This is a genomic window from Paenibacillus montanisoli, assembly GCF_003268025.1.
In the GTDB taxonomy this organism is placed as follows: domain Bacteria; phylum Bacillota; class Bacilli; order Paenibacillales; family Paenibacillaceae; genus Paenibacillus_Z; species Paenibacillus_Z montanisoli.
Map to the genome: position 1 here is coordinate 1,189,375 of NZ_QLUW01000001.1, position 12,407 is coordinate 1,201,781.

At 54.8% G+C, this 12,407-nt stretch carries 11 protein-coding genes and 1 other annotated feature (1 of these 12 running past the window's edge); all 11 genes read left to right on the plus strand.

Annotated elements, in window-relative coordinates; genetic code table 11:
• Window positions 1-224: a binding site (T-box leader), on the plus strand; it begins 16 nt to the left of the window's first position.
• Between the two features lie 88 nt (window positions 225-312).
• The 11 genes from DL346_RS05210 (at window position 313) to DL346_RS05260 (ending at window position 12,403) form a co-directional block, all read left to right on the plus strand.
• Window positions 313-2,973, plus strand: a complete 2,661-nt coding sequence (locus DL346_RS05210) for a valine--tRNA ligase (protein WP_112880979.1) — start codon at window positions 313-315, stop codon at window positions 2,971-2,973.
• A 36-nt stretch (window positions 2,974-3,009) separates the two neighbouring features.
• The gene (locus tag DL346_RS05215) at window positions 3,010-4,392 is read left to right on the plus strand and encodes a bifunctional folylpolyglutamate synthase/dihydrofolate synthase (protein ID WP_112880980.1); all 1,383 of its coding nucleotides are present in this window, start codon (window positions 3,010-3,012) and stop codon (window positions 4,390-4,392) included.
• 7 nt (window positions 4,393-4,399) lie between these two features.
• Window positions 4,400-5,794: a UDP-N-acetylmuramate--L-alanine ligase gene (murC, locus tag DL346_RS05220; protein ID WP_112880981.1), complete on the plus strand. Its 1,395-nt coding sequence runs from the start codon at window positions 4,400-4,402 to the stop codon at window positions 5,792-5,794.
• 177 nt (window positions 5,795-5,971) lie between these two features.
• Window positions 5,972-7,396: an SPOR domain-containing protein gene (locus DL346_RS05225; protein WP_112880982.1), complete on the plus strand. Its 1,425-nt coding sequence runs from the start codon at window positions 5,972-5,974 to the stop codon at window positions 7,394-7,396.
• Window positions 7,397-7,458: 62 nt separating this feature from the next.
• Window positions 7,459-7,701 (plus strand): DUF4321 domain-containing protein, encoded by a 243-nt coding sequence (locus DL346_RS05230; protein ID WP_112880983.1) that lies wholly within the window; start codon window positions 7,459-7,461, stop codon window positions 7,699-7,701.
• 34 nt (window positions 7,702-7,735) lie between these two features.
• On the plus strand, window positions 7,736-8,365 hold the full coding sequence (locus tag DL346_RS05235; protein WP_112880984.1) for a Maf family protein: 630 nt from the start codon (window positions 7,736-7,738) through the stop codon (window positions 8,363-8,365).
• A gap of 25 nt (window positions 8,366-8,390) precedes the next feature.
• Complete coding sequence (radC, locus tag DL346_RS05240; protein WP_112880985.1) at window positions 8,391-9,080, plus strand: RadC family protein; 690 nt, start codon at window positions 8,391-8,393, stop codon at window positions 9,078-9,080.
• A 45-nt stretch (window positions 9,081-9,125) separates the two neighbouring features.
• Window positions 9,126-10,160 carry a rod shape-determining protein gene (locus tag DL346_RS05245; protein WP_112880986.1) on the plus strand — a complete coding sequence of 345 codons (1,035 nt, stop codon included), beginning with the start codon at window positions 9,126-9,128 and terminating at the stop codon, window positions 10,158-10,160.
• Between the two features lie 118 nt (window positions 10,161-10,278).
• The gene (mreC, locus tag DL346_RS05250) at window positions 10,279-11,145 is read left to right on the plus strand and encodes a rod shape-determining protein MreC (protein WP_112880987.1); all 867 of its coding nucleotides are present in this window, start codon (window positions 10,279-10,281) and stop codon (window positions 11,143-11,145) included.
• Window positions 11,142-11,669, plus strand: coding sequence for a rod shape-determining protein MreD (gene mreD / locus DL346_RS05255; RefSeq protein ID WP_112880988.1), 528 nt, complete (start codon window positions 11,142-11,144; stop codon window positions 11,667-11,669). Before mreC ends, mreD begins: the two co-directional genes overlap by 4 nt.
• Window positions 11,670-11,743: 74 nt before the next feature.
• A complete protein-coding gene (locus tag DL346_RS05260) occupies window positions 11,744-12,403 on the plus strand; it encodes a septum site-determining protein MinC (RefSeq protein WP_112880989.1) in 660 nt (219 codons plus the stop codon).
• Window positions 12,404-12,407: the final 4 nt, after the last annotated feature.

Below are 12,407 nucleotides of genomic sequence, written 5' to 3' on the forward strand. Positions count from 1 at the left end.
GGAAGAGTGGCAGGAATGCCTTCAGAGAGCAGAACCGCTGCGCTGAGAGGTTCTGCAGGATATGAACTGCGACTGGTCGCCCCTGAGTTGCTGGCATGAACGAAGATCCTTCGTTAGTACCAGCCGGTTGCAGCCGTTATCTGTGTAAAGTTGTCGGATCAGGCGAACCAAGCGCCTCTCCGGAACAAAGGTGGTACCGCGGAAGCAAACCTTTCGTCCTTTGAATTAAGGGCGAGAGGTTTATTTTTTTTCGCTTATTCGGCATTATGGCATCCGGATACGGATGAGAAATACAGTGGAGGTAGAAAGGCTATGACACAGAAACAAGCAACGACTGAAATGCCGACGACTTACGATCCGAAGGCGGCAGAATCGAAATGGTATCCGTACTGGATGGAAGGCAAGTTTTTTGAAGCGGGCAAACGCCCGTCGGCAGAGCCGTACACGATCGTGATTCCGCCGCCGAACGTGACGGGCATGCTGCATATCGGCCATGCGCTCGATTTCACGCTGCAGGATATTATGATCCGCACGAAGCGGATGCAGGGCTATGACGCGCTTTGGCTTCCAGGGAGCGATCACGCGGGTATCGCGACGCAGACGAAGGTAGAGCAGAAGCTGCGCGAAGAAGGTCTGTCCCGTTATGACCTTGGCCGCGAGAAGTTTTTGGAGAAGGTTTGGGATTGGAAGGAGCACTATGCCGAAACCATTCGCGAGCAGTGGGCGAAAATGGGCTTCTCTCTGGACTACTCCCGCGAACGCTTTACGTTGGATGAAGGCTTGTCTCAAGCGGTTCGCGAAGTATTCGTCCGCCTATACGAGAAGGGACTTATTTACCGCGGCAAAAAAATTATCAACTGGGATCCGGCTGCCCGCACCGCCTTGTCGGATATCGAAGTTGAGCATAAAGAAGTGAACGGCCACCTGTACCATCTGCAGTATCCGCTCAAGAACGGCTCCGGCTTCATTACGGTCGCTACGACGCGTCCGGAAACGATGCTCGGCGATACGGCCGTTGCGGTTCATCCGGAAGATGAGCGCTACAAGCATTTGATCGGCGAGCTGATCGTGTTGCCGATTATCGGCAGAGAAATCCCGATTATCGCCGACGAGTATGTAGAGAAGGAGTTCGGCTCCGGCGCCGTTAAAATTACGCCGGCTCACGATCCGAACGACTTTGAAGTCGGCCTTCGCCATGACTTGCCTCAAATCGTCGTCATGGACGAGAGCGGCACGATGAATGCCGAAGCCGGCCCGTATAACGGCATTGACCGCGCGGAATGCCGCAAGCGCATCGTTGCCGACATGCAGGCATCCGGCGTGTGCATCAAAATCGAGGATCACGTCCATCAAGTCGGCCACAGCGAGCGCAGCGGCGCCGTTGTCGAGCCATATTTGTCGACCCAATGGTTTGTTGACATGAAGCCGCTTGCGGAAGCCGCGATTCAAGCGCAGCAATCCGGCAAAGGCGTTAACTTCGTGCCGGACCGCTTCGAGAAGATCTACCTGCAATGGATCGAGAACGTACGCGACTGGTGCATTTCCCGCCAGCTGTGGTGGGGCCACCGCATTCCGGCATGGTACTGCGACGCATGCGGAGCCATGCACGTAGCGCGCGAAGAGCAAAACGCCTGCTCCGCTTGCGGCAGCGATTCTCTTCGTCAAGACGAAGATGTGCTTGATACTTGGTTCAGCTCGGCGCTATGGCCGTTCTCCACGCTGGGCTGGCCGGAGCAGTCGGAAGATCTGAAACGATACTATCCGACGAACGTGCTTGTAACCGGTTATGACATCATCTACTTCTGGGTTGCCCGGATGATTTTCACCGCGCTCGAGTTCACGGATCAAATTCCGTTCAAGGACGTACTCATGCACGGTCTCGTTCGCGACGAGAACGGCAAGAAGATGTCCAAGTCGCTCGGCAACGGCGTCGATCCGCTTGAAGTAATCGAGAAATACGGCGCCGATGCGATGCGCTATATGATTTCGACAAGCAGCACGCCGGGCCAAGATTTGCGCTTCCGCTGGGAGCGGGTTGAGCAGGCGCGCAACTTTGCGAACAAAATTTGGAACGCGTCCCGTTTTGCGCTGATGAATCTTGAAGGCATCGCGGCTGCCGATATCGATATAAACGTGAAGCTGGGTACGGCTGACCGCTGGATTCTGCACCGTCTAAACGCTGCCGTCGCGGATGCGACGCGCCTGATCGACGCTTATGATTTCGGCGAAACGGGCCGCGTCCTGTACAACTTCATATGGGATGATTTGTGCGACTGGTATATCGAGTTCGCGAAGCTGAACCTGTACGGCCAGGACGCGCATGCGAAACGCGCGACGCAATCCGTTCTTGCATACGTGCTTGACCGCACGCAGCGCCTTATCCATCCGTTCATGCCGTTCATCAGCGAGGAAATTTGGCAGCACCTTCCGCATGAAGGCGAATCGATTACGCTGGCGCCATGGCCGGTTTACGATATAGCGCTGGAAGCTCCGGAGGCGGTTGCGGAAATGGAGCTGCTGATGGATATCATCCGCTCGGTTCGAAATATCCGTGCCGAGGTTAATGTCCCTATGAGCAAGAAGGTCGAGCTGCAAATCAAACCGTCGAGCGAGAGCGAAGCCGCGATCCTTGCCCGCAACGAGGAGTTCATCATCCGTTTCTGCGGCACGTCGAAGCTGACGATCAGCCTGGATCTCGCTGCACCGGACAAAGCGATGACAGCGATCGTAACCGGCGCCCAAATGTTCCTGCCGCTAGCCGGCTTGATCGATATCGAGCAAGAGATTGCAAGACTCGAGAAAGAAATCGCCCACTTGAACAGCGAAGTGGAGCGGGTGGAGAAGAAGCTTGGCAACGAGGGTTTCGTCGCGAAAGCGCCGGCCAAGGTGATTGAAGAAGAGCGAGCCAAGATGGCCGACTATGCGGAGAAGCGCGAGATCGTCAAAGCCCGCATCGCGGAGCTAAGAGGCTGATTAGAGAGAAGTCCGTTAGGAAGAAGGAAGAGAACGATGAAGGAACAACAGCAGCATGCGGCAGAGGGAACGGCACCGCTGGCCACGTATGAGGATGCGAGAGATTGGATCGAGGGGCTGGTCGCCTTCGGTATCCGTCCCGGGATGGAACGGATCGAGAAGCTGATGGAGCTGACGGGCCATCCGGAGCGCCGGCTCAAGTTCATCCATGTCGCCGGCACGAACGGCAAAGGTTCCGTCTGCGCTTACTTGACCAGCGTATTGCTTCGCTGCGGCTATGATGTGGGGACGTATACGTCCCCTTATATCACGAAGTTTACGAACAGGTTTCAATACAACGGGGCGGATATTCCCGAAGAGACGCTGCTCCAATTGGCAAACCGGCTCAAACCGCTCGTCGAGCAAATCGCAGCGACGGAGCTCGGTTCGCCTTCGATGTTCGAGGTGTCTACCGCACTTGCGATCCTCTATTACGGAACGGTAGCTTACCCGGACTTCGTCGTATGGGAAACCGGGTTAGGCGGCCGACTGGACGTCACCAACATCGTAACGCCGCTGGTGTCGGTCATTACGAATGTCGGACATGACCATATGGACATACTCGGCGATACAATCGAAGCGGTCACAAGGGAGAAAGCCGGCATTATCAAAGCAGGCGTCCCGGTCGTCAGCGCAGTCAGCCAGCCGGAGGCGGTCGCGATTATCAAGGATGCGGCGAAAGCGAAGAACAGTTCGCTTTATTTGCTCGGCGATCAATTCCGCGAGCATGTCCTTCAAGTGGCGGAGAACGAGCAATCCTTCCGTTTCGAGGGCTTATTCCGTACGATTGAGCCGCTGAACATCACGCTGAACGGCGCGCATCAACGGACAAACGCCGCAGTTGCGGTGATGACGCTCGAAATTATGCGGCAATACTACGCGCTCATTTTGGAAGACGACGATTTGCGGGAAGGTCTTCGCGCGGCTGCATGGCCAGGACGGCTTGAAATGATCGGCAGCTCGCCGCGGCTTCTCATCGACGGCGCCCATAATCCGGAAGGCGCTCAAGTATTGGCGGAGGCGCTTCGAGAGACTTACCGGTACGAGCGGCTTCATCTCATGATGGGGATGCTCGGCAACAAGAATCATCGTGACACGTTGCGGCATATACTACCTCTAGTGGATACGCTTGTCGTGACCGAGCCGGATTTCCGTAAAGCCCTGCCTGCGCAAGAGCTGGCGGAGCTTGTACAGGAGGTCCGTGATTCTGTTGGCCGATCCTTCGAGCTCATCGTAGAACCGAATTGGAAGCTGGCGCTGGAGCGGCTGAAGTCGCTCACAGGCGCGGACGATTTAGCGGTCGTTACCGGAACGCTGTATTTAATCGCCGACGTCCGCTCCCAATTGCTCTATAATAAGGATTCTGAAAAAGGTTGGTGAACCGTCTTTGAATACGGCAGAACACGTTCATTTCATCGGAATTGGCGGTTACGGCATGAGCGCGATCGCGCGCGTCATGCTCGAAATGGGCTATAAAGTGACCGGCTCCGACGTTGCCCGGCAAGAGCTTACGGAGAAGCTAGCGGCAAAAGGAGCCCGCATCTACATCGGTCATGAGCCGGAGCATGTGAGAGGGGCCGACCTGGTCGTCTATTCGACGGCGCTTCCTAAAGATAATGTGGAACGCAGAGCGGCGGAAGAGCTTAACATTCCGATTCTGCACCGGGCACAGATGCTTGCGAAGCTCATGAATAACGGCAAAGGCGTTGCTGTTGCGGGCGCGCACGGCAAAACGACGACTTCCTCCATGATCGCGCTCGTCATGGAGACGTGCCAGCTCGATCCAACCTATATTATCGGCGGCGAAATCGTGAATGTCGGCACGAACGCAAAGGCAGGCAAAGGCGATTATGTCGTCGCGGAGGCGGATGAGAGCGACGGCTCGTTCCTGCAATATCACCCGACCATGGCGATCGTCACGAACATCGAGCCGGATCATCTCGAAAACTATGACGGTGATTTCAATAAATTGAAGGCGGCATACGTGCAGTTTCTGAGTCAAGTGAAGCAGGGCGGCGGTGCGATCGTTTGCGCCGACGATACGAACATGCAGGCGATGCTGCCTGAGCTCGTTGCGGGTCCGCTTGGCAGCGAGGGCGTGCTGACTTACGGCATTGAGCAAGACGCGATCTACCGCGCAACGAATATTACGCTTGGCGACCGCAAAGCATCCTTCGACATGACGCGCCACGGGAAGCTTCTCGGCCGCATCGAGCTGTCCGTACCGGGACGGCACAATGTGTACAATGCGATGGCGACGGTAATTACGTGCATGGAAGCGGGGCTTTCCTTTGAAGCGATTGCGGGCGCGATCGTCGATTTCCGCGGGGCGAAGCGCAGATTCCAGGTGCTCGGCGAAGTGAACGACATTCTGGTCATCGATGATTATGCGCATCATCCGACGGAGATTGAAGCGACGATCAGCGCGGCCAAATCGACGGGCAAGCGGATCATCGCCGTATTCCAGCCGCAGCGGTACACAAGAACGTTCTTCCTGCTCGATCAGTTCAGCCGTGCTTTTACGGAAGCGGATGAAGTGCTGATTACGGATATTTATTCGCCGGCCGGCGAGCAGCAAATCGAAGGCGTGAACTCCAAGAAGCTGGTAGAGCTGATTCTCAAGAATAGCAATGCAAACACGTCCTACTATCCGACGAAGGACGAGGTGCTTGCAGTACTTACAGATAAAGTGAAGCCTGGCGACCTCGTGATTACGATGGGGGCGGGCGACATTTGGAAAGTGGCGGATTCGCTGGCGAAGACGCTTCGGGCGAAAGCATAAGCAAGCGTTCGGCATATAGAATGGGACGGAGCAGGCGATAGCCTGCTCCGTCCCTTTTTTATTTGCAGCGTGTTGGATTGAAGCTTTGTATGCATCCGCGATTGCATGGCAAGGGTCATATTCCTCTTAATTTTTTCATAGACTCTTACTAGATTATGCGGACAAGGAGAGAATGCGATGAGTACTAAAGGACGTATAACGTACCGTTTCGATAAGCAAAGCGGAGCCCGGCTGGAGCCGAAACAAGAAGAGAAGAAGGTCACGGAGGTCGTCCCCTATTTCCAAGAAGAGTTGAAATTCACTTCCGAGATCGGTTCTTGGAACAGTCCGTTTCAAAATGATGCCTATGCGCTAGAGCAGCTTATCCGCGAGGCAGACGGTCAATTCGCAAAAGGCGCAAAAGATCAAATTCCGTCTAAGCCTACCAAACAAGCCGCTTCTCAAACATACCCCGAGGTTGATGCGATGGATCAGTTTCCGGATCAGCCCGAACAGCCCGATACGATCTTGCTGGGCGATGAATACGAATATGAAGCCCCTCCTAAACGGGTGCAAGCAGGGCCGAAAGTCATTGATATGTATCCGATTCTGGACGCAGAAGAGGAAGAGCATGACTTGCGGAAACGCATGGGCTCGGCACCCCATACTTCGTTCGGTTCCTATATGTCCGGCGCCGGCCGCAGGCCGTCGAAAGGCCCGTCTTGGTTTAAGGTGTTCGCTTCCGTAACCGGCGCCATTGCGACAGGCGCTTTGTTCGGTTATTTCGTGCTGGCCTTGTTCACAAGCAATGGTCCGGCGAATTCGGATTCAACCTCGAATCAACCGGGTACAACAGTAAGTGGCACCATTGCGGATGGCTCCGATTCAGGTAAAAACGCTACTGCGTCTAATGATGCCGCGGCAGGGCAAACGGACGAAGGCAAAGATGGAGCCGCAGCCAATGGCGGGAAGGCGGACGATGACGCAGCTCAAGCGGCGATGATTCAAGTCAATGTGCCGGCAAGCTCGTACTACATGCTCCAATATGGCGTATTCAGCAATAAGGAAGGTCTGGATGCCGCGGTAGATGAGCTTGGCGCCAAGGGGCTTGCTGCAGCCTCGCTCACCTCGTCGGACGATTACCGCGTGTATGTGGGGATGTCGGCGGACCGGGATCAAGCGATGCTGCTCGGTCAGTTGCTGGACAATATGGAAGTGTATGTGAAGCAAATCGATGTTCCGGCGGTCAGCGCCATTTCGTTTGACGGGGAAGCTTCGGCGGTGGAGGCTTTCTTCAAGCAAACGAGCAGTCTGATCGAGAAGCTTGACCAGGTTACGATTGATAGGCTGAGCGCGGGAAGCGGATCCAAAGGCGAGGATGGCGAATGGAAGGAGCTGCACCAGCAATGGATTACCGCGGCGTCGGCCATGGAAGCGGGACTGAAGGATAAAGTGACCAAATCGAATTTGCAGCGGTTGACGCAATCGATCAACTCGGCTGCCGTTGCTGCGGAAGAATATGCGAAGAAGCCCTCCGACGCCTATCTATGGTCGATGCAATCTTCGCTCATGAAGGCCGTATTTGCCGAAAAAGCATGGTTTGAATCGCTGAATGCATTGTAAAGCGTTCACCGGGCGCGTATAATAAAGTGTACGTGTCAAAAAATGGTGAGGGACGTTGGAAAATGAAGAAAAACATCTGGGTATTGCTGCTTTTCATTTTGATCGGACTGCTCACGGGCGCCCTGGCGTCCCGTTGGCTATCTCAGGTGCCTGGTCTTTCATTTCTAACGAAAACATCGCCTGTTGTCTGGTCGCCGGCTGCAGATTTGCTTGTCCTCAGCTATTCATTTACGCTGAAGATCGAGCTCAGCCTACTTAGCATCATCGGCTTGATTATCGCAATCTGGCTATACCGCAAACTATAGGCAACGCGTTGCAAACGCATAAGGAGCGCTATAAATGGGAGTAACCCTTAATAGAGGTTCATCGAATGCGAGCCGGCTCGTGCTGGCTTCTTCATCTCCTCGCCGGCGGGAACTGGTCGCAGCACTGGACCTTTCCTTGCCGGTTCTCATTTTGTCTAGCGATACCGATGAGAGTACGCCGCCGGACTGGCAGCCTGCCCAAATCGTTGAGCAGCTCGGTTTGCGCAAAGCGAAGGCCTCCTCTGAACTGCTGAAGGACGAGCAGGCAGCCGACTCGCTGGTGATCGGAGCAGACACAATCGTCGTATTGGACGGCATCGTGCTGGGCAAGCCGAAGGATAAGGGGGATGCAATCCGCATGCTCACCGATCTCCAAGGCCGCGAGCATGAAGTGTTCACGGGCGTAGCTTGTTTGGACACTTCAACCGGTAGGGAGCTTGTCCGCCATCGCATGACGAAAGTTAAGATGAAACCTCTTGACCGAGCGACGATCGAACGCTATGTCGATTCCGGCGAACCGATGGACAAGGCCGGAAGCTACGGCATCCAAGGACTTGGCGCTACGCTCGTTGAGCGGATTGACGGCTGCTATTTCAACGTTGTCGGGCTGCCGCTGTCGCTTCTGTCTGACATGCTTGCTGAATTTAACATCCATGTTATCTAACTTACACTAAGGCAGGGAAACAGTCATGGAAGCACAGTCCTACGTATTGAAGGATATTTCCCCGAGCGACCGCCCGCGGGAGCGGATGCTTGCCGTCGGGGCCGAAGCGCTCAGCCACGCGGAATTGCTGGCCATTTTAATCCGCACAGGTACGAAACGCGAGTCAGCAGTGCTGCTTGCCTCGCGCATTTTGCAGGAGTGCGGCAGCCTGCGCGGGCTGGTCGATATGAGCGTTGCGGAGCTGACCAAGATCCGCGGGATCGGCGACGCTAAAGCGATCCAGCTGCGGGCAGGCATCGAGCTTGGCCGCCGCATTGCCAGAAGCGAACGGACCGAGCTGCCGGCCATTCGAAGGCCTGAAGACGCGGCGAATCTCGTGATGGAAGAGCTGCGCTATTTAAAGCAGGAGCATTTCGTCTGTTTGTTTTTAAACACGAAGAATCAGGTTATTTTAAAGGAAACGTTGTCGATCGGAACACTGAACGCGACGCTCGTGCATCCCCGTGAAGTATTCCGGGCTGCAATCAAATGCAGCAGCGCGTCGCTTATTTGCGTGCATAACCACCCGAGCGGAGATCCGACGCCGAGCGCGGAGGACATCGCGTTGACGCACCGGCTGATGGAGGCTGGCGAGCTTGTCGGCATCGAAGTGCTGGACCATTTGGTAATAGGTGACAATCGCTTTATTAGTTTGAAGGAGCTAGGCCACCTGTAATATAATAAGAAGTATTGTCTTGAGGAAGAAAGGAAGATTACAACTATGTTTGGTGGATTCAATAAAGATTTGGGCATTGACTTAGGCACGGCGAATACGCTCGTCTATGTGAAAGGCAAAGGCATTGTCGTGAGAGAGCCTTCCGTGGTTGCTCTTCGTACTGATACGAAAACGATCGAGGCCGTCGGCGAGCACGCGAAAAAGATGATCGGCCGCACGCCGGGCAATATCCGGGCGATCCGTCCGATGAAGGACGGCGTAATCGCAGACTTCGAAACGACCTCGACGATGATCAAATATTTCATCCGTCAGGCGCAGAAACAGCGTTCGTTGTTTCCGAAGCACCCGAACGTCATGGTTTGCGTCCCGTCCGGCATTACGGCGGTCGAACAGCGCGCGGTAAAAGACGCGACGGTTCAAGCAGGCGCGCGCGAAGCGTTCACGATTGAAGAGCCGTTCGCGGCGGCAATCGGAGCGGACCTCCCGGTATGGGAGCCTACGGGCAGCATGGTCGTCGACATCGGCGGCGGCACGACCGAGGTGGCCGTTATATCGCTAGGCGGCATTGTAACAAGCCGTTCGATCCGCATCGCAGGCGATGAGATGGACGAGGCGATCATGCAATACATTAAACGGATGTACAATTTGATGATCGGCGAACGGACGGCAGAGCAGTTGAAAATGGAAATCGGCTCGGCGCTCGCGACGGAGCGTCAGGAAACGATCGAAATCCGCGGCCGGGATCTCGTATCCGGACTGCCGAAGACATTGCCGATCTCTTCGGAGGAAATTTGCGAAGCGCTGTCCGATACGGTAGGCGCGATCGTGGATGCGGTGAAGATTACGCTGGAGAAATGTCCGCCTGAGCTGTCCGCGGATATTATGGACCGCGGCATCGTGCTTACGGGCGGCGGCGCGCTGCTGAAAAACCTGGACAAGCTGCTCTCCCGCGAGACGGGCATGCCTGTTATCGTGGCGGAAAACCCGCTTGACTGCGTCGCAATCGGCACCGGCCGCGCATTGGACAACATCGAGCTGTTCAAAACACGCGGAGGCCCAGTCTCCCGTTCCAAGCGTTAACATCCGCATAGTTGGTTGAGGGGAAAACGGATGAGCGACGCTGATCGGTTTGAACGAGCCATCGGGTCGTTCAGCATTCAGCGCGGAATGGGCGGGTGAAGAGAAGTTGTTTAATTGGATGCGCAATCGACGCATGTTTGTTTTGATGATCGTGTTTATCTTGTTCGTCGCGGTTATGGGCTTCTCGATCGGAGACCGGAAGAAGCTGACATGGCCGGAAAACTTCTCGCTTGATTCCACGGCGTTCGTGCAGGAATGGATCTACAGGCCCGCGGGCTATGTATCCGGCTTGTTCAAGGATTTGGCCAATCTGCATGCCATCTATAAAGAGAACGAAGAGCTGCGCAAAGTAGCGGCGGCTTATGCGAGAGACAGCATTAAATATAACTTCATGGACGCAGAGAACAAGCGGCTGCAGGAAAAGCTTCACTTTACGGAGCGGCAGAAGCAACTGTACAATTACGAGTATAAGATCGCGCAGGTCATTGCGGTCAATAACGATCCGTACTCGGAAACGATCCGGATTAATTTGGGCTCCAAGGACGGCATCAAGCCGAACATGGTCGTCGTGACGGATAAAGGCTTAGTGGGCCTCGTGAACCGGGTGGATCCCTTCTTCTCGTCGGTCATGCCGATCACGAAGCTTAGCGAAACGTCCCCGGATACGAAAGCGATTGCGGCTACCGTGCTCGGCAAAGAGACGGAGTCTTTCGGCATCGTAGACAACTTTCATACGGAAACCGGCAAGCTGACGATGTCGAGAATTTCCGAGCATGATCCGCTTGCCAAAGGCGATACGATCATCACATCCGGTCTTGGCAACGTGTTTCCAAGGGGAGTGGTCATCGGGACGGTTGATTCGAGCCAGGTCGGGGACTTCGGCTTGACCTATACCGCAACCATTACGCCGGCTGCGGACTTTGACCATTTGACGGAAGTGTTTGTCGTCGTTCAAATGTCGGATATGGGAGAGAGCGGGCAATGAGCATGCAGCGTATCGTTGGCGTCATGCTGCTTTTTTTCCTCTCCGAAGGCACGCTGTTCTACTGGCTGCTCCCAGACAGCATGGTTGGCCGGATCGTTCCTCATTTTACATTGGCGTTCGTCCTGTTCGCGGCGCTATACCGCGGCAGGCATACGGCGCTTATACTCGGCATCGCGTTTGGCATGCTGCAGGATTTGGCCTTCTATGGCCGGATCATCGGCGTTCATTCGTTCACCATGGGGCTGGTCGGCTATTTGACCGGCTTTCTGCTTGAGCGCAGAAGAAGCACGCTGATGATGGCTTTATTCATGATCTGCGTATCCACGCTTGTCTACGATACGATCGTCTATTTCGTCTATCGCGTGTTCCGGCTGACGGATCAAACCTTTGAATGGGCGGTCTCGCATCATATCGTGCCGAGCGTTTTTCTTCAAATCTTGTTCTCGCTCGCCATTTACGTACCTGCTAGACGATGGTTCGAGAACAGTGTAAGCAAGACCAATACCGAAGATGATGAAGAATAGCTTGGAGATTGGCACGCGAAGCAGGAAAAAGCACATCGTTGAAAGAATCGTATAGAGAAGGGGTGGGGACGAGCGTGGCCGAGAAGCAGCATATTACGATCAAAGGCGTCAAGGATGGTCTCATCTTCCTTCTTGACGACACTTGCGATTTTTCCGTGTTACTGGATGAGCTGCAGTTCAAATTGGAAAAGTCGCATCAACAGCTGCTGACAGGTCCTATCGTACACGTCCAAGTTAAGCTAGGCACCCGCCAAGTGAATGAGGAAGAGAAGGAACGGATTAAAGCAGCGATACGGAATCAGGGCAATCTGCTGGTACAGTCGATCGACAGCGAAGCACGCCTTGAGCCGAAAGCTGAAGACGGCAACAATTTAAAGGTGCTGACCGGTATTATCCGCTCAGGACAAACGCTTGAACATGACGGCAATTTGCTGCTGATGGGCGATTTAAACCCTGGCGGATCGCTGCTCTGTACAGGCGATATTTTTGTGCTCGGCGCCCTTCGGGGTCTGGCTCATGCCGGCTGTAAGGGCAAAGAGGATTCAATTATCGCGGCATCGCTTCTTAGGCCGACACAGCTTCGCATTTGCGAAGTGATCAGCCGTCCGCCTGACGAGTGGATGACCGGCGATGCGATGATGGAATTTGCTTATTTGAGCGAAGGCGTCATGAAAATAGACAAATTGACGCAGCTGCATCGGCTGCGAAAGCTGCCGGCTGTATTTCGGGCTTAGCAAG

What these genes read in the sequence shown, in the direction of transcription:
- DL346_RS05235 (WP_112880984.1), top strand. Translation starts at nt 7,736, where the DNA reads ATGGGAGTAACCCTTAATAGAGGTTCATCGAATGCGAGCCGGCTCGTG.
- mreC (WP_112880987.1), top strand. Translation starts at nt 10,279, where the DNA reads ATGCGCAATCGACGCATGTTTGTTTTGATGATCGTGTTTATCTTGTTC.
- mreD (WP_112880988.1), top strand. Translation starts at nt 11,142, where the DNA reads ATGAGCATGCAGCGTATCGTTGGCGTCATGCTGCTTTTTTTCCTCTCC.
- DL346_RS05230 (WP_112880983.1), top strand. Translation starts at nt 7,459, where the DNA reads ATGAAGAAAAACATCTGGGTATTGCTGCTTTTCATTTTGATCGGACTG.
- DL346_RS05215 (WP_112880980.1), top strand. Translation starts at nt 3,010, where the DNA reads ATGAAGGAACAACAGCAGCATGCGGCAGAGGGAACGGCACCGCTGGCC.
- DL346_RS05245 (WP_112880986.1), top strand. Translation starts at nt 9,126, where the DNA reads ATGTTTGGTGGATTCAATAAAGATTTGGGCATTGACTTAGGCACGGCG.
- radC (WP_112880985.1), top strand. Translation starts at nt 8,391, where the DNA reads ATGGAAGCACAGTCCTACGTATTGAAGGATATTTCCCCGAGCGACCGC.
- DL346_RS05210 (WP_112880979.1), top strand. Translation starts at nt 313, where the DNA reads ATGACACAGAAACAAGCAACGACTGAAATGCCGACGACTTACGATCCG.
- DL346_RS05225 (WP_112880982.1), top strand. Translation starts at nt 5,972, where the DNA reads ATGAGTACTAAAGGACGTATAACGTACCGTTTCGATAAGCAAAGCGGA.